This is a genomic window from Sneathiella chinensis, from assembly GCF_012720115.1.
Taxonomy (GTDB): Bacteria; Pseudomonadota; Alphaproteobacteria; order Sneathiellales; family Sneathiellaceae; genus Sneathiella; species Sneathiella chinensis.
The window spans coordinates 437,486-458,154 of sequence record NZ_VNWN01000006.1 but is presented as its reverse complement, the minus strand read 5'-3'; the positions used below and the strand labels follow the sequence as shown (position 1 = coordinate 458,154).

Genomic DNA, 20,669 nt, shown 5'->3' with positions numbered 1-20,669 from the left:
TCACTTTACGCCACGAACCACCTGAATATCAAGCTCGCGGATTTTTTTACGGAGGGTATTCCGGTTCAAGCCCAGCAATTCGGCAGACCGGATCTGGTTTCCGTTGGTTGCCTCAAGGGACTGTATGATCAGTGGGCGTTCAATTTCCCGCAGGATCCGTTCATACAGGCCCGATGGTGGCAGGCTGCCGGGATGGGCCGCAAAATACTTGGCGATATGGCGCTCTACCGCCTCGCCCAGACTTTCATCATCTGCCGGGGCCTCGGAGGGGGGTGAGGCTTCGCCGGGCTGCAATTCCTGCGCGACCATGGCGGCATCGATGACCTCTTCGGAATAGAGGGCGACCATACGCTGTACCAGATTTTCCAGTTCCCGCACATTGCCCGGCCATTTGTGCTTTTTCAGTGCCTCAAGGGCTTCCTGATCGATGCTTTTGACAGGCAGACCCTCATCCTGCGCCAGATCCAGAAAATGCCGGACAAGATCGGGGATATCCTCGGTCCGCTCGCGCAGGGGCGGCAGGCGCAGGGGCACCACATTCAGGCGATAGAACAGGTCCTCGCGAAACAAGCCCTGACGGACAAACTGGCGCAGATCGCGGTTTGTGGCGGCAATAATCCGCACATCGGTCTTGATGGGGGTGCGGCCACCGACGGTGGTATATTCCCCCTGCTGCAGAACCCGCAACAGCCTGGTTTGCGCCTCAAGCGGCATGTCCCCGATCTCGTCCAGGAACAGGGTGCCGCCCTGAGCCTGCTCGAAACGGCCAATGGCCCGGCTGTCGGCTCCGGTAAAGGCGCCTTTTTCGTGGCCGAACAGTTCTGATTCAATCAGTTCCTTCGGGATGGCAGCCATATTGATCGGCACAAACGGGCCGTTCTTGCGCTTGCCATATTCATGCAGCGCCCGCGCCACCAGCTCCTTGCCGGTGCCGCTTTCACCGGTGATCATCACGGTAAGGTCGGTGCCCATCAGGCGGGCCAGCACACGGTAAATTTCCTGCATGGCAGGCGACCGGCCGATCAGCGGGATCTTGCTGTCTTCATCGTCGCCGTCCTCGCGAGGCGATCTGGAGGCCTGCTTTGGCTTGGACAGAGCCCGTTCCACCACCTGCAGAAGTTCCTTCAGGTCAAAGGGTTTCGGCAGATAATCGTAAGCGCCCCGTTCCGTCGCCTTGATGGCCGTTAGAAGGGTGTTTTGCGCGCTCATGACGATAATGGGCAGTTCCGGGCGGATTTTCTTTATTCTGGGAAGCAGGTCGAGGCCGTTTTCGTCCGGCATCACCACATCGGTCAGCACCAGATCCCCTGCCCCTTCCAGCACCCAGTTATAGAGGGTGGCCGCGTTGCCGGTCGATCGAACCACATAATCGGCACGGGACAAGGCTTGCTCTAGAACGGTGCGAATGCCCTTGTCGTCGTCTGCTACAAGAATTGTGGCTGCCATTGTCATGCTTTCTTTTTGGGAACCTTGAAGACCGGCAGGCGAATAAGGAAATGTCCGCCCTCGGTGGAATTGTCATATTCGATGATGCCGCCGTGATCGCCGACGATCTTGGCGACAAGCGCCAGGCCAAGCCCGCTTCCCCCGGTTTTGGTGGTCACAAACGGATCAAAGATATGGGGCAGAAGTTCATCGGAAATCCCCGGCCCGTTATCGTGAATGCCCACCTCAAGCGGCAACCGCACCCGATCCTTGCTGCCGGGAACCGCCAGCCGGACGCCGGGACGATAGGCCGTGGTCAGGGTAATTTCGCCCCCTTCATCGGGGACGGATTCAGCGGCATTCTTGATCAGGTTCAACAAGACCTGAACAAGCTGGTCGCGGTTGCCATACACAAAAGGCAAGGACGGGTCATACTGTTCCCTGAAGGTCACCTTGCGGGCAAATCCGGCATGGGAGACCATGCGCACATGCTCCAGAACCTCGTGGATATTGACGGCGTTCCGCTCGATGGGGCGATCATCGGAAAAGGCCTCCATCCGGTCGACAATGGCGCAAATGCGATCCGTTTCATCACAGATCAACCGGGTCAGGGCACGGTCGCTGTCTGATGCGTTCATTTCCAGCAACTGGGCCGATCCGCGGATACCGGACAAAGGGTTTTTAACCTCGTGGGCCAGCATGGCCGCCATGGCGGTTACCGACCGGGCGGCGCCCCGATGGGTCAATTGCCGGTCCATCTTGGAGGCGATGGTCCGCTCCTCGATATGAACGACCACCTGCCCGTCAGTAAACAGCGAGGAAACCTGAATGTTTACGTTTTTCGTGCCGGTTCGGGGCGTACCAAGATCGACAGCATATTCCGATACCCGGTCGTTGCTGGTCCTGACCTGTTCGATCAGGGTTAGAAGCGGGCTGCCAAACGGGACCAGTTGGTCCACCTTGGTTTTCTTCAGGATATTGATGGAGGTGCTGAAAAATTCCTCCCCCGCCGGGTTAGCGTAAGGGATATAGCCGTCCTGATCGACCACGATGATGGGATCGGGAATGGCCGCCAGAATGGCGTAAGGGTTGACATCCGTGTTTGCCCGGTCGTTTTGGGGCTTGTCACGGGGGGCCGATAGATCGTTCGCGACGGACATCCTACGCCGCCTCCTGACCGGAAAGGCCATCATAAAAGGCGTGGATTTCCTCTACCACCTGCCGCCAGTCATCCATGCGGATCACACGGGCGCGAAAGGCCTCGCCCTCTGGCAGGCGTTCGGAATACCAACCCAGATGCTTGCGGGCGACCCGGGTTCCGACCCGTTCGCCATACAGATCGATCAGGCCCCGGTAATGTTCCAGAACAATGTCCTTCTGTTCGGTGAAGGTGGGATCGGGCCGTTCTTCTCCGAGCTCAAGATAGGCGGCGACCTGCGAGACGAACCACGGGCGGCCATAGGCGCCCCGCCCCACCATCACGCCATCCGCCCCGGATTGATCAAGGGCAGCTCGGGCGTCCTCAAGGGTCTGGATATCCCCGTTGGCGATAACCGGCAGGGAGACGGCCTTCTTGACCTCGCGAATGAAGGACCAGTCTGCCCGGCCCTTGAAAAACTGGCAGCGGGTGCGGCCATGAACCGTCAGCATCCTGATCCCGGCATCCTCGGCGATGCGGGCAAGTTCGGGGGCGTTGCGGCTGTCATCATCCCAACCGGTCCGCATTTTCAGGGTCACAGGAATATTCACCGCCCCGGCGGTCGCCCGTAGGATTTTACCCGCATGATCCAGATCCCGCATGAGGGATGACCCCGCCATGCCCGAGGTCACCTTCTTGACCGGGCAGCCCATGTTGATATCAATGATTTCCGCGCCCATCTCCTCGTTGATACGGGCGGCGTCGGCCATGATCTCGGGGTCGCAGCCCGCCAACTGGACAGCCACCGGCATATCGCCCTTATCGGCCTTGATAATGCGCAAGGATCGGCGGGTTTCCGCCACCATGGCCTTGCTGGCCACCATTTCCGTAAAGACCAGCCCGGCCCCGAACCGGGACACGATCCGCCGAAAGGGTAAATCGGTGATGCCCGCCATGGGCGCCAGAAGAACAGGCATTTTAAGAGGGATAGTGCCGATCTGAATGGTCATTTATTGTGCAGAATTCCATGTGACTAACTTTTGTGCAATATAAGAGGAGTTTAAACCGTGAGCAACCCGTTTCCTGCCGGTCATGTCATTTTAGTTGATCGGCGGGGAGGACGCTTCTAATGTCACGCCCATGACAACCATAGCCCTTATCATGGCCGCAGGCAGCGGCACCCGGACCGGTCTGGACTTTCCGAAGCAATATCTTGAAATGTCCGGGGAAACGGTGCTGCGCCGAACCGTTCGCGGGTTTCTGGACGCGGACGGCATCGACCATGTTCTGGTGGTGATCAACCCCCGGGACGAGGATTTATACAAGGAAGCCGTCGCGGGGCTGGACCTTCTGCCCTTTGCCCCCGGCGGCGACACCCGGCAGGACAGCGTGCGAAACGGCCTTGAAGCCCTTGCCCCGCTGGCACCGGATCAGGTTCTCATTCACGATGCGGCCCGCCCCTTTTTCACGCCGGACCTGATCAACCGGTGCCTTGCTGCGCTGAAGGATCACACGGCTGTTCTGCCAGCGCAGCCCATGGTCGATACCCTCAAATCCGTTGACGGGGACCGGATTACCGGCACAGTGGATCGGGACAGCGTGGTTGCGGCCCAGACACCGCAATGTTTCCGCTATGGCCCGATCATGGAGGCGCATGAGCGTTTCCGGGGCAGGCCGGTAACCGACGATATCGCCCTTGCCGAATTGGCCGGTATCCCGGTGCAGTGGATTGCGGGCGAAGCGGGCAACACGAAAATCACCACCCGGGAGGATGTGAAGATTATTACCTCACAGGAACTGACGGATATTCGAACCGGCCTTGGCTTTGACGTTCATGCCTTTGCCGATGACCGGGACATGTGGCTTGGCGGCGTTCAAATCCCGTATGAACGCGGCTTGAAAGGCCATTCGGATGCGGATGTGGCCCTGCATGCCATTACCGACGCCATCCTTGGGGCGATCGGTGAAGGGGATATCGGCACCCACTTTCCGCCAAGCGATGATCAGTGGAAAGGGGCTTCGTCTGACCGGTTTCTGGCCCATGCGGCCAGCCTTGTCACCGAACGGGGCGGCCGGATAGCCAATATTGACCTGACAATCATGTGCGAGGCCCCGAAAATCGGCCCCCATCGGGAGGCCATGAGACAGCGCATCGGCGAGATTGTCGGGCTGGACCCGTCACGGGTCTCGGTCAAGGGCACCACCACGGAAAAGCTGGGCTTTACCGGCCGCCGGGAAGGCATCGCCGCACAGGCCATCACCACAGTGAGGTTGCCGGAATGACAAAGACTGCCGCCGCCGGAAAATTTCAACTGACAACCATCATTGCCACCTGGTTCTGGTCCGGCCTTAGCCCCCGGGCACCGGGGACCGCAGGATCACTGGCCGCCCTGCCCTTCGGGATCGGAATTTTCTGGCTGGGGGGACCCAATGCCCTTGCCATTGCCATCCCCATCATATTCGTAATCGGCACATGGGCGACCAATGTCTATCTGGTGGAAACCGGCAAGTCTGATCCCGGCGAAGTGGTCGTGGATGAAGTGGCCGGTCAGTGGGTGCCGCTTCTGATTGCCGGAATGAACCCTGTCCTGTGGGCGGCGTCGTTCCTCTTTTTCCGCCTGTTCGACATCTGGAAACCGTGGCCGATCCGCTGGATGGACCGGTCCCTGAAGGGGGCATTTGGTGTCATGGCCGACGATATGGTTGCCGGGCTTTTTGCGGCGGTGTGTGTCTATATTCTGAAACAGGTGATGGGATGAGTATCTACCCGGATGATATTGTGGCTCTGGCGACCGAGGTTCTGGATGCGTGCAAGGAACGGGGCTGGTTCGTGGCAACGGCGGAAAGTTGTACGGGCGGCCTGATTGGCGGGGCGCTGACAGATATTGCCGGGTCATCCGCCGTGGTGGATCGCGGCTTTATCACCTATACCAACAAGGCAAAGATGCAGGTTTTGGGCGTGCGCGCGGAAACCTTGCGGTCCGTCGGGGCCGTGGCCGAGGAAACCGCCCGTGAAATGGCCACTGGCGCCATTCAAAAGTCGTCGTCCCATCTGGCGGTGGCCGTGACCGGGATTGCCGGTCCGGGGGGCAGTGACTACAAACCGGCGGGCCGGGTGCATCTGGCCACGGCAACGCGGGACGGCGTGGCCGAACACAGGCAGATGGATTACGGCGATATTGGCCGCACGGAAGTGCGATTGGCCACGGTCAAGACCGCCCTTGAAATGCTGCTGAAGGCGGCGCGGCAGACCTGATCCGCTTGCTGCCGCGTTAAAAGAATTTTCCTGATTATGAAAGTACCCTAATATTTCTTGAAGATCCTGTTTTGCAGGGGGAGCAAAGGAAATATGGGGACGCAACCGGTATCAGAAGACCACGGGGAACAGCCTGCCTTACAGCGCCGGTTGAACCTGCCGTTGCTGGTTCTGTACGGGCTTGGGGTCACCATTGGCGCAGGAATTTATGTGCTGGTGGGGGAAACCGCTGGCAAGGCCGGATATTATGCGCCGATATCGTTTGTCTGTGCGGCCATTGTGGTGGCTTTTACGGGCTTTTCCTATGCGGAACTGGCGACCCGCTATCCGGTCAGTGCGGGTGAAGCGGCCTATGTGAAGGACGGGTTCCGGTCGTCCCGCCTGTCTGCCCTGATCGGCATTCTGGTGGTGGCGTCCGGGGTGGTGTCGTCGGCGGCTGTCTCCCTTGGGGCCGCAGCCTATCTTCAAACCCTGATCCCCCTTCCCCATTGGTTGCTTCTTGGCGCCATCATTCTGTCCGTCGGGCTGATTTCCATCTGGGGTATTCTGGAATCGGTGTCGGTCGCTTCGCTGGTGACGCTGGTGGAAATCGGTGGCCTGATCATGGTTATTTATTTTGGCGTGTCGTTAGAGCCGGACAGTATCAAGGATGTGGGCAAGTTGATCCCGCCGTTCGAGGCCGCCGCATGGAGTGGTATCCTCAGTGCGGGTCTTCTGGCCTTCTTTGCGTTCGTCGGGTTCGAGGATATCGCCAATGTGGCCGAGGAAGTGAAAAACCCATATAAAACAATGCCAAGGGGGATTTTCCTGACCCTGATTGTTGCCACGATCCTGTATGTTCTGGTGGTGTCCGTCGCGGTTCTGGTCGTGCCCTTGGCGGACCTTGCCGGATCAAAAGCCCCGCTTGCCCTGATCTTTGCGTCCGGGCCGGTCTGGGTTGCCAAATTCTTTGGTTCCGTTGCGTTTTTTGCCACCCTGAACGGGGTCCTGATCCAGACCATCATGGCATCGCGGGTCATATACGGCATGGGCAAGCAGGAAACCCTGCCCGAATGGTTCGCGGCAGTTCATCCGGTCACCAGAACACCGATCCATGCCACATTGGTGGTTGTCGGCATCATTCTGTTTCTGGCCTATTTCCTGCCCATTGGACGACTGGCCGAAACGACCTCACTGATCGTGCTGACAGTTTTCTTTTTTGTGAATATCGCCCTGATCCTGCTGAAAATCCGGCAGACGGAACCGGTGGCCGAAACGGTCTATACGGTTCCGATGCTGGTCCCGGTGCTGGGAACACTGACCTGTGTCGGTCTTATTTCAGCGCGTTTCCTGGCGGGCTAGCCAAGCGGCGGTCTGTTCGCCGTAAAGGGCCTCTGCCCGGTGTTCAAAGGCGGCAATCATGCGCTGCACGGCCTCGTTGAACAAAAGGCCGATGGTCTTTTGCAGGATCGCGGACCGAAACTCGAAATCCACAAAGAAATCGATGTTGCAGCCCTCCGGATGCTCCTCAAATTTCCAGTGGTTGTTCAGGTAATGAAACGGCCCGTCCATATATTCCACATCAATATGGTTGTCGTCCCGGTTCAGGGTGACGCGGGATGTGAAGCGTTCGCGGAACATCTTGAAGCCGATAACAAGGTCCGCCAAAATGATATCATTCCGGTTTTCCTTGATCCGCGCACCCACACACCACGGCAGGAATTCCGGGTATTTCTCCACCGCAGCCACAAGATCGAAAAGCTGCTGCGGTGTGTAGGGCAGGATACGTTGTTCGGCATGTGTCGGCATGAATTTACTCGTCAACCCGGAAACAATGGACGGAACTTACTTCGACAATGCCTTGTCTCTGGCGGCCCGCAGCTTGGCGAAATCCTCGCCGGCATGGTGGCTGGAGCGTGTCAGAGGCGATGACGAGACCATCAGGAAGCCCTTGTTGTAGGCCTGACGTTCATAGGCGGCAAACTCTTCGGGGGTGACGAACCGGTCAAGGGCGTGATGCTTGATGGTCGGTTGCAGATACTGCCCGATGGTAATGAAATCGATGTCGGCAACGCGCATGTCATCCATCACCTGTAGAACTTCGTCTCGCTCCTCGCCCAGTCCGACCATCAGGCCGGATTTGGTGAACATGCCCGGATCGATTTCCTTGACCCGCTGTAACAAACGCAAGGAATGGAAATAGCGGGCCCCCGGCCGCACTGACGGATAGAGTTTCGGAACCGTTTCAAGGTTGTGATTGAACACATCGGGCTTGGCGGCGACCACGACCTCAAGTGCACCGTCCTTTTTCAGGAAGTCCGGTGTCAGGATTTCAATGGTGGTGTTCGGGGTCGCCTCGCGAATGGCCTGAATGACCTCGGCGAAATGCTGTGCACCGCCGTCGGCCAGATCGTCCCGGTCAACGGATGTGATGACCACATGCTCAAGCCCCATGGTCTTGACCGCTTTCGCCACATTGAAGGGCTCGAACGGATCAAGGGCATTGGGCTTGCCGGTTGAGACATTGCAGAAGGCACAGGCGCGGGTGCAGATTTCCCCCATGATCATCATGGTGGCATGCTTTTTCGCCCAGCATTCACCGATATTGGGACAGGCGGCCTCCTCACACACAGTGGTCAGGTTCAGGTCCCGCATCAATTCCTTGGTTTCGTGATAGGTCTTGGAAACCGGTGCCTTGACACGAATCCAGGACGGCTTGCGCTTGATCGGGTTGTCCGGTTTATGCGCTTTCTCAGGATGTCTTACCCGAGGCTGGATCGGTGCGGTATCACTCATGATGGTGCCAATCTACATGGTCTCAATAAAAAGGTTTGTCACTCCTTTAGAAATGGAGTGCCTTGCCATAGGCATCAAGCACGGATTCGTGCATCATCTCTGACAAGGTCGGATGCGGGAAGACGGTATGCATCAGCTCCAGCTCCGTTGTTTCAAGGGTTTTAGCAATGCCGTAGCCTTGAATCAACTCTGTAACTTCGGTTCCGATCATATGCGCGCCCAGCATCTCGCCGGTTTTGGCATCAAAGATGGTTTTGATCAAGCCCTCCGGTTCCCCAAGGGCGATGGCCTTGCCGTTGCCGATAAAGGGAAACTTGCCGACTTTCAGCTCATACCCTGCCTTTTTCGCCGCTTCCTCTGTCATCCCGACGGAGGCCACTTGCGGATTGCAATAGGTACATCCCGGAATATTGGCGGTGTTCAGCGGGTGAACATCCTTTTCGCCGGCAATCTTCTCGACGCAGATGACCCCTTCGTGGGATGCCTTGTGGGCCAGCCACGGCGGACCGGTCAGATCGCCAATGGCATAAACGCGCGGCTCCCCGGTCCGGGAGAACTCATCCACCTCGATATGGGTGCGATCCACCTTGATCTTCGTGCCCTCAAGGCCCAGATTTTCGACGTTGCCGACAATCCCGACGGCCAGAATGACCCGATCAAAGGTGTCTTCGCTGGTCTTGCCGTTCTTGTCCTTGAAGGTGGCGGTGACGGAATTTGCCGATTTCTTCAGGGCGGAAACCGTGGTGGCCTTGTGAATGGTCATGCCCTGCTTCTTGAAGCTTTTTTCCGCAAGGGCGGAAATGTCGGCATCTTCCACGGGCAGGATGCGATCCATAACCTCGACCACGGTCACTTTTGACCCGATGGCGTTGAAGAAGCTGGCAAACTCGATCCCGATAGCACCAGAGCCAACCACCAGCAGTTTTTCAGGAACCGTATCCGGGACAAGCGCCTCCTTATAGGTCCAGACCAGCTTTCCGTCCGGCTCCAGACCCGGCAGGGTCCGGGCGCGGGCACCGGTTGCAAGAATGATATGCTGGGCGGACACGGTTTCGACCGGTTTCCCGTTCCGGGAGACCTCAACCTTGCCTTTACCAGCCAGCTTGCCGTGACCGTCGATCACCGTGACCTTGTTCTTTTTCAAAAGACCGGACACACCGCCGGAAAGCTGCGCCGCCACCTGACGAGAACGTTTCACCGTGGCGGCCAGATCGACACTGGCCTTCTCGACCTTGATGCCGAAGCTTTCCGCATGCTTGATATTGGTAAAAATATCGGCGGTCCGCAGCAGCGCCTTGGTGGGGATACAGCCCCAGTTCAGGCAAATGCCACCCAGATGTTCGCGTTCGATCACCGCGGCTTTCAGGCCAAGCTGGGCGGCGCGAATGGCGGCCACATAGCCGCCCGGGCCAGAGCCGATGACGACCAGATCAAAATTCTTGTCAGACATGGGGCTCTCCTTACAGCATCATGGTCAGGGGCTGTTCGATATAGCCCTTGAAATATTTCAGCAGTTCCGCGCCCACCGCCCCGTCGATCACCCGGTGATCACAGGACAGGGTACAGCTCATGACGGTTGCCACGGCAACGGCGCCATCGCGGATGACGGGACGTTGCTCCCCTGCCCCGACGGCCAGAATGGCGGATTGCGGCGGGTTGATAACGGCAGAGAATTCCTTGATCCCGAACATCCCGAGGTTGGAGATCGAGAAACATCCGCCCTGATATTCTTCCGGCATCAGCTTGCCGTCCTTGGCCCGTCCGGCCAGTTCCTTCATCTCGTTTGAGATGGAGGCAAGGCCCTTCTGGTCGGCGGTCTTGACAACCGGCGTAATCAGGCCGCCGTCAATGGCCACCGCCACCGAAATATCAATATCCTTGTATTGCAGGATCTTGTCGCCGCCCCAGATGGCATTGGCGTGGGGGACCTTTTTCAGGGCCAGTGCCGCCGCCCGGATGATGAAATCATTGACGGAAATCTTGTAATCGTCAGACCGGCTGTTCAATTCCTTGCGGGTGGCCAGAAGATTATCCAGTTCGCATTCGATCGTCAGATAGAAATGCGGGATGGTCTGCTTGGCTTCGGTCAGGCGCTTGGCGATGGTTTTCCGCATGCTGGACAGCGGAATTTCCACATGCTCCCCGGCATGGGGCGGTGTCTGGGATGTAGCCAGTGCGGGGGCCGCGCCTGCAGGGGCTTGCGGGGCTGCCGCCTGTGCGGCCGCTGCCGGGGCTTTGCCACCGACGGCAATGAACTGCTCCACATCCGCCTTGACGATCCGGCCGTGGGGGCCGGTGCCGGAAACCTGTTTAATATCGATGCCGGCGTCGCTGGCAATGCGGCGGGCAAGCGGGCTGGAAAAGACCCGCCCGCCAGCGGCGCTTGACGTGGCTTGCGGGGCTGCTGCCTGTGCTGCCGGTGCCTGAGCGGGTGCGTCTGTTGCGGTGGCTGTGACCGGTGCGGCCTCTTCCGCAGGTTTGGCGGTACCGCCGCCGACGGCGTAGCCCTCAAGCGCGCTTTCATCCTCGCCTTCTTCCAGAAGAATGGCGATGGGCGTATTGACGGCGACATTTTCCGTGCCGCCCGCTACCAGAATTTTGGCAAGGCGGCCTTCATCGACGGCCTCCACTTCCATGGTGGCCTTGTCCGTTTCGATCTCGGCAATGACATCGCCGGAGGCAATCTGGTCGCCTTCCTTGGCCTGCCAGTTGGCAAGCGTGCCCTCGGTCATGGTGGGCGACAGGGCTGGCATTGTAATGGTGATAGGCATCCCTGAATTCCCCTTATGACGTGTAGGTGACTGATTTCACGGCGTCGATGACTTCCTTGACGCTGGGCAGGGCCAGCTTTTCAAGGTTCGCGGCGTAAGGCATGGGAACATCCTTGCCGGAGACGCGAATGACCGGCGCATCCAGATAGTCAAAGGCTTTTTCCATGATCTGGGCGGCGATTTCCGATCCCACACCATGCTGCGGCCAGCCTTCCTCGACGGTGATGCAGCGGTTTGTTTTCCGTACCGATGCCAGAACTGTATCCATATCCATCGGGCGAATGGTGCGAAGATCAATCACTTCTGCCTGAATGCCCTCTTCCGCCAGTTTTTCCGCGGCCTGCAGGGAATAGGACATGCCCATGCCAAAGGATACGATGGTCACATCCTCTCCGGGGCGGGCCACTTTTGCCTTGCCAAGCGGAACGGTGAAATCGTCCAGAACCGGCACATCAAAGGTTTGTCCATACAGGATTTCATTTTCCAGGAAGACAACCGGGTTCGGGTTCCGAATGGCGGATTTCAAAAGGCCCTTGGCATCGGCGGCGCTATAGGGGGCCACCACGATCAGGCCGGGCACATGGGCGTACCATGCGGCATAACACTGGGAATGCTGCGCGCCCACGCGGGAGGCGGCGCCGTTCGGCCCGCGAAACACGATCGGGCTTTCCATCTGGCCACCGGACATATAGCGGGTTTTCGCCGCAGAGTTGACAATCTGGTCGATGGCCTGCATGGCGAAGTTGAAGGTCATGAACTCCACAATCGGGCGCAAGCCGTGGAAGGCGGCCCCGACGCCGATCCCGGCGAAACCATGCTCGGTAATCGGGGTGTCGATCACCCGGCGGGCGCCAAATTCATCCAGCAGCCCTTGCGTTACCTTATAGGCGCCCTGATATTCGGCGACTTCCTCACCCATGACGAACACTCGCTCATCACCGCGCATTTCCTCGGCCATGGCATCGCGAAGGGCTTCGCGGACGCTCATTTTCACCATTTCGGTTCCAGCCGGAATTTCGCCGCTGGCGTCATAGGCATCGCCGCGGGCCTCAATAATAACCTCAGCCGCAGCGGGGGCCGGTGCGGATGCCGCTTCCGGTGCACTCTCTGTCTGTGGTGCCGCCGGTGCTGCACTTGCGGAAAAGCCCTCCACGGCAGAGGCGTCCTCGCCTTCTTCCAGAAGAAGGGCGATCGGTGTGTTGACGGCCACATTGTCCGTGTCCGCCTGAATAAGGATCTTGCCGACGACGCCTTCGTCAACGGCTTCCACTTCCATGGTGGCCTTGTCTGTCTCAATTTCGGCAAGAACGTCGCCGGAAGAAACAGTGTCTCCCTCGCTGACCATCCAGCGAGCCAGTTTACCTTCTGTCATTGTCGGCGACAGGGCCGGCATCAAAATCTCTGTTGGCATGTCAGGATTTCCCCTCGTTACTACTGTGTTGCTCTCTGGTGTGCTGTCTTCAGGCGACGATGTCCGTCATCAGTTCGTCCGGGTGCGGTTCCGGACTTTCCTGCGCAAACTCGACAGCTTCGGCAACAATCGCCTTGACCTCGCGGTCGATTTCCTTGAGTTCGTCCTCGGTATAGACCTTGTCGTTCAGAAGACGCTCGCGAACCCGCTCGATGGGATCACTCTCGGCGCGCTTCTTGTTGACTTCCTCCTTGGACCGGTATTTCGCCGGATCAGACATGGAGTGACCGCGGTAACGGTAGGTTTTCATTTCAAGGATATAGGGTCCTTTTCCGCTGCGGACCCATTCAACGGCCTTGCGGCCCGCTTCGGCAACGGCAAATACATCCATGCCGTCCACCTGTTCGCCGGGAACGTTGAAACTTTCGCCGCGCCGGTACAGTTCGGTCTGGGCCGAGGCCCGCTTGACCGACGTTCCCATGGCGTATTCGTTATTCTCGATCACATAGACAACCGGCAGGTTCCAAAGTTCGGCCATGTTAAAGCTTTCATAAACCTGACCCTGGTTGACCGTGCCATCGCCCATATAACAAAGGGTGATGTTGTTGGTACCCTGATATTTCTGGCTGAACGCAAGACCGGTTCCAAGCGGAACGCAGGCCCCGACAATCCCGTGACCGCCATAGAAATTCTTCTCTTTCGAGAACATGTGCATGGAGCCACCCTTCCCCTTGGAATAGCCCCCTTCCCGTCCGGTCAGTTCCGCCATGACACCTTTCGGGTCCATGCCACAAGCCAGCATATGCCCGTGATCGCGGTATGAGGTGATCACGGCATCGTCTGGTGTGATGGTGGATTGCATGCCGACAACCACAGCTTCCTGACCGATATACAGGTGGCAGAAACCGCCAATCAGGCCCATGCCGTAAATTTGGCCGGCTTTTTCCTCAAAGCGGCGGATCAGAAGCATGTCCCGATAGTATTTCTGGACCTGTTCCTTGTCGATTTTGGCGGGGGTTCTGCGTTTGCGGGTGGTGGTACCAGTGGTCGTGGCTTTGGGTGCCATGATATCTCCCTCGTCTGAATATTGCTGTGTTGCAAGCAACCATTTACCTGTCCGCGAACAGGGTGTCATGGGCAGGAATGTGGATCAAATTGACTGGTCTGGCAAGGGAATGAACGTTATTAACGAAATTACAGTTAATCGGGTTAATTATGTGGCGATGCAGCAAAAAATCCACAATTTCCAGAAAATAATCCTGCCGACGAAACAAGCTGTCCCGCAAAACGGGACGGATTGTAATTTTGGAAAACAACAGGAACGAAAGAACGCAACAAACGGTATTTTACGCGACAACAGGCTTATTTGTCTTTGTAGATGACAATTTCATCCGGATGAGCCAGCCCCAAGACATGGCGGGCCCGCTCCTCCAGCATGTCCAGATCCAGATTCTCGGCACGCAGCAGATTCACCTGTGTTTCAAGGCGTTTCTTCTCAATCTCGGTCAGTTGGTATTCGGCTTCCGCTTTCTCGATCTCATGTTGCAGCTTGAGATAGGCAAACAACCCCCTGTCGCCCTCGACAAGGTGATAGCTGAAATACGAAATGGCCAGCAGCCCCAGAATGGGGGCCGCGCCAGCCTTCACACGCTTGCGTATTTCATAACGGATGCTCATGACACTACTGAATCAAATTCACCGGTCCCGGTCAACCGAATTATGGATCACGCCCCGGATTTTAAGACCGGTCCCCTTTTATGGAGAGAATAAAAGCACACCCCTCACCTGCTGCCTGGCCCTGCTGCACCCCTTAGAGGCAGAAACAAAAAAGGCCACGGAAGAGCTATCTTCCGTGGCCTGTGTCTTGCCTTTCTCGATCGCCGGGGCTTAGAAGGCCCAGCGGAGCTTGGCAGAGGCGCTCTGGTTGTTGAAGTCCTCGCGCAGCTCAATGTCATAATTGACACTGAGGGTCATGGTATCGGTCAGCTTGGCCTCAACCCCAAGACCGCCATGGCCGATCCACGGGCTGGGATCAAGTCCCTCGGTGGTGAAGCTGGCGCTTGGCGCCCCGGCAAAGGCCGAGGTGATGCTGGCCTGATCATTGATCAGGTCATAGGACACGCCCGCATTGGCCGTCAGGGAGACCCGGTCGGTCAGCCTGTGAACAACCTTGCCTTCCGCTGTCAGCAGCAGTTCCTGTGTATGGTTGCTGTCCACATGCAGGTTCAGGGCCCCGGCCCCGCTTTCGCGGTAGGACTGGTCATAGATATGGGTATAGTCGGCGCGAATGCCCGGCGTGAAGGTGGTGCCTTCCGCCACATCAAGACGGTGGGTCAGCCCGCCGCCCACATGGCCGCTCCAGCTATTGTAATCGGCCTTCGCGGCCTGTCCCATGAAGGCAATCTGACGGGAGCCTTCATTGTCATGCAGCCCGGCATCCGCCTGCAGGTTGATCTGGGTCGCGTCGGTCAGGCTGTAGCTGCCGTAAACGGCCAGCTGATAGCTGTCCACGTCGGATTTCTGGCGGGCGACAGTGGAATTGCCATCCACATTGCTGTTGGCGTAGGAAAACGCCACGCCCATCCGGCTGCGGTCATTAATTGCCGCATCGGCACCAAGGGCCAGACCATAGCTGTTCGCACTGAAGCCAGAGACGCCGTTCCGGTCGGACTGGTCAGTCCAGCTACCGAAGGGCTTGACCCACGCATGTTCGCTGCTGATCGGGCTGTCACCGCTGGAATGACCCAGTTGCCCTTCCTGACGGGCCTGAATGATACGGCCGGTCTTGCGAATGGCGCCGCCGGTGGCCTGTGACTGACCGCCGGTCAACAGCGGCAGCACCTGACGGATGGCGTCAGAGACTTCTTTTTCCGTGGTCATGCTGCCGAAAGTGTTCAGCACCTGATCCATTTCCGGGCTGCCGGTCGTGCCGGTTGCCATGAAGTCGGCAATCAGGTTGTCCAGTAGGCGGGCCGCATTGGCCCCCGGTGTATTGTCCTGATTATTAGCCGCTTCTTCTGCGGTCAGGCCTTTTTGAACCGTCAGGTCGATGCTGTTGCCATCCTTGACCGCCGCGAAATTGAACAGGGTGGAATTATCGGTGACAGCAAAGCTGTTTGCCCCGGTGATACCGCCATCGGCCACCAGAATATCCGCAAGTCCTTCGCCGACGGACAGGCTGTTGCCTGTGGTCACATCCACATCGATCTTCATGGTTTGCCCAAGATTGGCGGACTTCAGGACCACCAGACGGCCGTAATTGGTTTTGCTGTCGGCCCCGATGCGCAGCACGCCGGTCTGGACATAGTCACTGTTGAGCGTAACCACTTGACCCGCGGGGATATAAACCGTACCGGCGTTTGTAAAGCCGTTCTTGGTTGTAACGTCGTCACCATTCTTCATTCCCAAATACACTGAAGAGAGTGGATCATCCAGAATGGGATTGTCCGCTACTTCACTTAGAACGAACGTGGCGCCTTCTTCAACCAGAACACTGGCAACACTATGGTGGTTTTCAAGGGTGAAATGGGCACCGGACTTGAGGGTGAAGTCCGATCCGGGCGCCGCTACCAGACCAACCAAACGCGCGTCGGTGCCGACAATATCAATGGGCGCCGTTTCCAGATCAAGACCAGGCATCCCACCGATAAAATATAAGGCTGCCATACCCTTGATAGTCCCGGAGTTGATTAGGCGGCCGCGGAGTTCTGATTCCGGGGCGATCCCCACTCCCACTTCTTCACCGTCAATGGTGCCACTGTTAATAATATCCCCTTCAACAACAGATATCCCATTCATCATGATCCCGATAGGACCGGAGATGGTCCCGGAATTGACAATATCGCCCTTGACCTGACTGTGCCCGATAAACAGTGATGGGTCCTCATCTTCATAAACGCGCAGGGTGCCGCTGTTATTGATGCTTCCGGTTAGGATACTCTCTTCCAGATGAATAGCGGAAATCCCTGATTCTATCAGTCCAGCATTATTCAGGTTTCCGTTGAGGGTACTGTCCTGTATATCAACTGCTCGGAGTCCTGTGGAAATCACACCGGTTTCCCAGTTGTTTATGTCTCCATCAAAAACAGCCCGATCAATGATAATTCCGTGTACCGGTCCTTCAATTCTGCCGTAGTTGTCAATCTGCCGTGCACCATCATTTGTTGAAACCAAAATATTGGGTTGGCCTACGGCACTGAGGCTGCCCCCTTCCTCAATGATCAGAGACTCGCCGACCTCCAGAATACACCCCTCTGTGACGGCCCCCGTAATCGTTGTCGTGGTTCCAATGCAGGATTCTCCCGGGCCCGCAACGGCCATGCCGGAGGCGGTCATGGCCACCAGCAGGGCAGCAAGACTGCAAGAGGACTTGCCAAGGGTTTTGATTTTCATCGTGGATGACGTTGATTTTTTTCTTCCGTCCTGGAACGCGGCCATTTGCCCAACTCTCATGTAAAAAATTCCCCACAGGCAGAAAAGAACCCCTACGCTACCTGCTTCTTCAAACCATCGTAAAGATAGGTACTCAAATATATTTCAATCAACTTTCAATATGACGAACATTCACTTTCTGCAAACAGAAAATAAGGAATAGGCCGTATTTTCGCCGCAAATCAAAAGCGCCCCAAAAGTGATTTCTTCCGGGGCGCTTCTTTTCAGGGGCAGTTTTCAAGGGTCAGAAGGCCCAGCGGAGCTTGGCGGAGGCGCTCTGGTTGTTGAAATCCTCGCGCAGCTCAATGTCATAATTGACACTGAGGGTCATGGTATCGGTCAGCTTGGCACTCACCCCAAGGCCGCCATGGCCAATCCACGGGCTGGGATCAAGCCCCTCGGTGGTGAAGCTGGCCGTTGGCGCCCCGGCAAAGGCAGAGGTGATGCTGGCCTGATCGTTGATCAGGTCATAGGACACACCCGCATTGGCCGTCAGGGAGACCCGGTCGGTCAGGTCGTGAACAACCTTGCCTTCCGCTGTCAGCAGAAATTCCTGAGTATGAGTGCTGTCCACATGCAGGTTCAGGGCCCCGGCCCCGTTCTCGCGATAGGACTGGTCGTAAATATGAATATAGTCGGCGCGAATGCCCGGTGTGAAGGTGGTCCCTTCCGCAACCTCAAGGCGATGGGCGACACCGGCCCCCAAATGACCGCTCCAGCTATTGTAATCGGCCTTGGCCGCCTGTCCCATGAAGTCAATCTGACGGGTCCCCTCATTGTCATGCAACCCGGCATCCGCCTGCAGGTTCAACTGGGTCGCGCCTGTCAGGCTATAGCTGCCGTAAACGGCCAGATGATAGCTGTCCATGTCGGACTTCTGCCGGGCGACAGTAGAATTGCTGTTCACATTACTGTTGGTGTAGGAGAACGCCACACCAAGCCGGGAACGCTCGCCAATCATGGCATCGGCACCAAGCGACAGGCCATAACTGTTGGCGCTGAAACCGGAAACGCCGTTTCGGTCGGATTGGTCGGTCCAGCTACCGAAGGGCTTGACCCACGCATGTTCGCTGCTGATCGGGCTGTCACCGCTGGAATGACCCAGCTGCCCTTCCTGACGGGCCTGAATGATACGTCCGGTCTTGCGGATAGAGCCAATAACCACCTGTGGCTGACTGGCTGCATGCAGGGGGAGCACCTGACGAATGGCGTCAGAGACTTCCTTTTGCGTCGCCAGACTTCCCAAGGTGTTCAGAACCTGATCCACTTCCGCATTTCCGGTTGTGCCGTTTTCGATGAACTCGTCAATCAGGTCATCCACCACCTGGGCGGCGCCTTCCCCGGGGGTATTGCCCTCGTTGGTGATGGCCTCTTCTACGCTAAGTCCCTTTTCAACGACCAGATCAATGGTATTCCCATCCTTGGCCGGCGTAAAATCAAGCAGGGCGGAATTGTCGGTGATAGAAAAGGCATCGGCCCCGGTAATACCGCCATCCGCGACCAGAATATCGTCGATCCCCTCGCCGACGGACAGACTGTTATCGGCGGTGACATCCACATCAATCTTCATGGTAGGTCCAAGGTCTGCCGCACCGCTGATGGCAAGCTGGCCATGATCGCTGGCGCTTCTGATCTGAACCTGGAACACACCGCTCTGGGTATACCCGCCATGAAGGCGAATGGTCGGACCCGCTTTAATCACAACGGTACCCGCGTTATTCAGGCCACCGGAGATGTTCAGCGATGACGCCAGATCGAACCCTTCCGCTGCCATGATGGTCGGGTGGATGTTCCCCGCGAAAGTGGAAGTCGCATTGTCCGGGGTAAAGGTGGCCCCCTCCTCGACCGTCAGGCTTTTCAGGTAATAGGCGCTCTCCATGGCATGATCGGTCCCCGTCTTGAGGATCATGCCTGCATCCGGGGCAAAGACATCACCGATGAAACGGGCATCGCTCCCGTCAACCTCGATCGGGGTGGTGGTTGCCGGGTTCCCCAGATAGGAAGCCGGTTCAAACTGGACGGCGGCAATGCCGCCCTGGATGGTCCCTCTGTTGACGAGCTTACCAGTGATATTCCCGCCCGCGTCGATTGACACACCAATGGTCTGGCCTTCGATGGTGCCGGTATTGACAAGGTCGCCCGCAATCGTGCCGCCTGTTTCAAGGGCAACACCGATCATGTCCCCCTGCAGGGTGCCACTGTTATGCACGCCGCCGTTAACCTGACCATTTGCATAAATTCGAATAGCATTATGTTGCAGGCCCGGAACCCCCGTTGCGACGGATCGAATGGTTCCGCTGTTGTGCAGGCCCTTATCCACGATGGAATTTGTGGAAACCGCAATCCCGTCTTCATTTGCCTGAATGGTTCCGGTATTGAACAGGCCCTGATGGACATGGGAGTCTTCATCCACCTCAATGCCCTGACCATCCTCGGCGATAATACTTCCTTCGTTGGCGACCTTGCCTTCAATGGTGGACTGCCTGTCGATATCATACCCTTCATTATAGGCTGTGATCGACCCGGTATTGATCAGGTCCCCCTTGATCGTGGCGTTTTTGATATAAAAACCATCACTATCGGCATCAATGGTTCCGCTGCTGGTGACGCTGCCCCCGGCAGTGCTTTCTTCCAGATAGATCCCGTTTGCGCCCGTCAGCAGGTCGCCCGTATTGGTGACGCCGCCAGTAATATCACTCCTCAACAGGTAAATGCCATTCGACAGGGCTTCAATGGTCCCGGTGTTTTCAATCAGACCGGTCAGTTGGCTGTCTTTGGCGTGAATGCCGTTAATAGCAACGTCGATCGTGCCGGAATTGATAATGTCTCCCCGAACGTCTGTAACGTTGACATAGATCCCGTGGTTCGTGTCTGACGTGATCAGGCCGGAATTGAAAATGTTCGACAGCGAACTTTGGAAGCCATAGATGCCCCGCTCGACAGCATCAATGGTGCCGGAGTTGTTGATATCGCCCTGAATGTCCGAAAGATAAAAGTGAAGGGCATGATCGCTGTCAGACTGGATCAGACCAGAGTTGATCAGGTCGCCGGTCAGGACAATGGTATGCCCGTAAATCCCCTTGTCGGCACTGTGAATTGTGCCGCGGTTTTCAATGCGATCCGCCCCATCGACAAAAACGATACCATCGTCGGTTCCGCTTGTGACAATCTTGCCATCTTCGGTGATCAATACGGACTCGCCCGTGGTCAGCGTACAGGTGTCCGTGCTGCTGGTGCCTAATATGGTTGTCGGGGTCGGGCAGCTGTCTGCGGTGGCATCACCGGGGGCAAGGCTTGCGACGGCCGCCGCCATCAACAGAACGGCAAAACTGGAACTGGACTTGGCCGTTCGGCGAATTGTTGAAAAGGCACAATTTTCGCGGAATTGCTTATTTTTCTTTTTATAAAACGCGCTATTCATAAAACTCACCTAATACAGATTACTCAACTTTTACACCGACG

Annotated in this window: 16 protein-coding genes; 4 read left to right on the top strand and 12 right to left on the bottom strand. The window is 57.2% G+C overall.

Translation table 11 applies throughout. The features are described 5' to 3' along the window. The 3 genes from ntrC to dusB are packed head-to-tail and all read right to left on the bottom strand — an operon-like array spanning nt 1 to nt 3,573. Nucleotides 1-1,446 (bottom strand): nitrogen regulation protein NR(I), encoded by a 1,446-nt coding sequence (gene ntrC / locus FQB27_RS12155; RefSeq protein WP_169561304.1) that lies wholly within the window; start codon nt 1,444-1,446, stop codon nt 1-3. A gap of 2 nt (nt 1,447-1,448) precedes the next feature. Continuing rightward, nucleotides 1,449-2,585, bottom strand: coding sequence for a two-component system sensor histidine kinase NtrB (locus FQB27_RS12150; protein ID WP_169561303.1), 1,137 nt, complete (start codon nt 2,583-2,585; stop codon nt 1,449-1,451). Nucleotide 2,586: 1 nt separating this feature from the next. After that, nucleotides 2,587-3,573 carry a tRNA dihydrouridine synthase DusB gene (dusB, locus tag FQB27_RS12145; protein ID WP_169561302.1) on the bottom strand — a complete coding sequence of 329 codons (987 nt, stop codon included), beginning with the start codon at nt 3,571-3,573 and terminating at the stop codon, nt 2,587-2,589. A 130-nt stretch (nt 3,574-3,703) separates the two neighbouring features. Between dusB and FQB27_RS12140 the strand changes: the two genes are divergently transcribed. The 4 genes from FQB27_RS12140 to FQB27_RS12125 all read left to right on the top strand — a co-directional run bounded on the left by FQB27_RS12140 (nt 3,704) and on the right by FQB27_RS12125 (nt 7,160). Then, complete coding sequence (locus FQB27_RS12140) at nt 3,704-4,846, top strand: bifunctional 2-C-methyl-D-erythritol 4-phosphate cytidylyltransferase/2-C-methyl-D-erythritol 2,4-cyclodiphosphate synthase (RefSeq protein WP_169561301.1); 1,143 nt, start codon at nt 3,704-3,706, stop codon at nt 4,844-4,846. Next, nucleotides 4,843-5,322 carry a phosphatidylglycerophosphatase A family protein gene (locus tag FQB27_RS12135; RefSeq protein ID WP_169561300.1) on the top strand — a complete coding sequence of 160 codons (480 nt, stop codon included), beginning with the start codon at nt 4,843-4,845 and terminating at the stop codon, nt 5,320-5,322. Before FQB27_RS12140 ends, FQB27_RS12135 begins: the two co-directional genes overlap by 4 nt. Next, the gene (locus FQB27_RS12130) at nt 5,319-5,819 is read left to right on the top strand and encodes a CinA family protein (protein WP_169561299.1); all 501 of its coding nucleotides are present in this window, start codon (nt 5,319-5,321) and stop codon (nt 5,817-5,819) included. The genes FQB27_RS12135 and FQB27_RS12130 overlap by 4 nt, the downstream gene beginning before the upstream one ends. A 93-nt stretch (nt 5,820-5,912) precedes the next feature. Further along, nucleotides 5,913-7,160 carry an APC family permease gene (locus FQB27_RS12125; protein WP_169561298.1) on the top strand — a complete coding sequence of 416 codons (1,248 nt, stop codon included), beginning with the start codon at nt 5,913-5,915 and terminating at the stop codon, nt 7,158-7,160. Here the strand turns inward: FQB27_RS12125 and FQB27_RS12120 are convergent. From FQB27_RS12120 to FQB27_RS12080, 9 genes are all read right to left on the bottom strand, one after another. Further along, a complete protein-coding gene (locus FQB27_RS12120; RefSeq protein WP_169561297.1) occupies nt 7,137-7,607 on the bottom strand; it encodes a type II toxin-antitoxin system RatA family toxin in 471 nt (156 codons plus the stop codon). The two genes, FQB27_RS12125 and FQB27_RS12120, sit on opposite strands and share 24 nt — an antisense overlap. Before the next feature lie 36 nt (nt 7,608-7,643). Further along, complete coding sequence (lipA, locus tag FQB27_RS12115; RefSeq protein WP_169561296.1) at nt 7,644-8,594, bottom strand: lipoyl synthase; 951 nt, start codon at nt 8,592-8,594, stop codon at nt 7,644-7,646. A 46-nt stretch (nt 8,595-8,640) separates the two neighbouring features. Beyond that, nucleotides 8,641-10,044: a dihydrolipoyl dehydrogenase gene (lpdA, locus tag FQB27_RS12110; protein WP_169561295.1), complete on the bottom strand. Its 1,404-nt coding sequence runs from the start codon at nt 10,042-10,044 to the stop codon at nt 8,641-8,643. 10 nt (nt 10,045-10,054) lie between these two features. After that, a complete protein-coding gene (locus tag FQB27_RS12105) occupies nt 10,055-11,365 on the bottom strand; it encodes a pyruvate dehydrogenase complex dihydrolipoamide acetyltransferase (RefSeq protein ID WP_169561294.1) in 1,311 nt (436 codons plus the stop codon). A gap of 13 nt (nt 11,366-11,378) precedes the next feature. Further along, nucleotides 11,379-12,776, bottom strand: a complete 1,398-nt coding sequence (locus FQB27_RS12100; RefSeq protein ID WP_169561293.1) for a pyruvate dehydrogenase complex E1 component subunit beta — start codon at nt 12,774-12,776, stop codon at nt 11,379-11,381. A 49-nt stretch (nt 12,777-12,825) separates the two neighbouring features. Beyond that, the gene (pdhA, locus tag FQB27_RS12095) at nt 12,826-13,842 is read right to left on the bottom strand and encodes a pyruvate dehydrogenase (acetyl-transferring) E1 component subunit alpha (RefSeq protein WP_169561292.1); all 1,017 of its coding nucleotides are present in this window, start codon (nt 13,840-13,842) and stop codon (nt 12,826-12,828) included. A gap of 296 nt (nt 13,843-14,138) precedes the next feature. Beyond that, nucleotides 14,139-14,453, bottom strand: coding sequence for an FtsB family cell division protein (locus tag FQB27_RS12090; RefSeq protein WP_169561291.1), 315 nt, complete (start codon nt 14,451-14,453; stop codon nt 14,139-14,141). Nucleotides 14,454-14,663: 210 nt separating this feature from the next. Next, a complete protein-coding gene (locus tag FQB27_RS12085) occupies nt 14,664-17,168 on the bottom strand; it encodes an autotransporter family protein (RefSeq protein WP_169561290.1) in 2,505 nt (834 codons plus the stop codon). Nucleotides 17,169-17,451: 283 nt separating this feature from the next. Further along, nucleotides 17,452-20,628, bottom strand: coding sequence for an autotransporter family protein (locus tag FQB27_RS12080; protein WP_169561289.1), 3,177 nt, complete (start codon nt 20,626-20,628; stop codon nt 17,452-17,454). Nucleotides 20,629-20,669 lie beyond the last annotated feature (41 nt).

What these genes read in the sequence shown, in the direction of transcription:
- lipA (WP_169561296.1), bottom strand. Translation starts at nt 8,594, where the DNA reads ATGAGTGATACCGCACCGATCCAGCCTCGGGTAAGACATCCTGAGAAA.
- FQB27_RS12100 (WP_169561293.1), bottom strand. Translation starts at nt 12,776, where the DNA reads ATGCCAACAGAGATTTTGATGCCGGCCCTGTCGCCGACAATGACAGAA.
- lpdA (WP_169561295.1), bottom strand. Translation starts at nt 10,044, where the DNA reads ATGTCTGACAAGAATTTTGATCTGGTCGTCATCGGCTCTGGCCCGGGC.
- FQB27_RS12120 (WP_169561297.1), bottom strand. Translation starts at nt 7,607, where the DNA reads ATGCCGACACATGCCGAACAACGTATCCTGCCCTACACACCGCAGCAG.
- FQB27_RS12105 (WP_169561294.1), bottom strand. Translation starts at nt 11,365, where the DNA reads ATGCCTATCACCATTACAATGCCAGCCCTGTCGCCCACCATGACCGAG.
- ntrC (WP_169561304.1), bottom strand. Translation starts at nt 1,446, where the DNA reads ATGGCAGCCACAATTCTTGTAGCAGACGACGACAAGGGCATTCGCACC.
- FQB27_RS12125 (WP_169561298.1), top strand. Translation starts at nt 5,913, where the DNA reads ATGGGGACGCAACCGGTATCAGAAGACCACGGGGAACAGCCTGCCTTA.
- FQB27_RS12085 (WP_169561290.1), bottom strand. Translation starts at nt 17,168, where the DNA reads ATGAAAATCAAAACCCTTGGCAAGTCCTCTTGCAGTCTTGCTGCCCTG.
- dusB (WP_169561302.1), bottom strand. Translation starts at nt 3,573, where the DNA reads ATGACCATTCAGATCGGCACTATCCCTCTTAAAATGCCTGTTCTTCTG.
- FQB27_RS12090 (WP_169561291.1), bottom strand. Translation starts at nt 14,453, where the DNA reads ATGAGCATCCGTTATGAAATACGCAAGCGTGTGAAGGCTGGCGCGGCC.
- pdhA (WP_169561292.1), bottom strand. Translation starts at nt 13,842, where the DNA reads ATGGCACCCAAAGCCACGACCACTGGTACCACCACCCGCAAACGCAGA.
- FQB27_RS12150 (WP_169561303.1), bottom strand. Translation starts at nt 2,585, where the DNA reads ATGTCCGTCGCGAACGATCTATCGGCCCCCCGTGACAAGCCCCAAAAC.
- FQB27_RS12140 (WP_169561301.1), top strand. Translation starts at nt 3,704, where the DNA reads ATGACAACCATAGCCCTTATCATGGCCGCAGGCAGCGGCACCCGGACC.
- FQB27_RS12135 (WP_169561300.1), top strand. Translation starts at nt 4,843, where the DNA reads ATGACAAAGACTGCCGCCGCCGGAAAATTTCAACTGACAACCATCATT.
- FQB27_RS12080 (WP_169561289.1), bottom strand. Translation starts at nt 20,628, where the DNA reads ATGAATAGCGCGTTTTATAAAAAGAAAAATAAGCAATTCCGCGAAAAT.
- FQB27_RS12130 (WP_169561299.1), top strand. Translation starts at nt 5,319, where the DNA reads ATGAGTATCTACCCGGATGATATTGTGGCTCTGGCGACCGAGGTTCTG.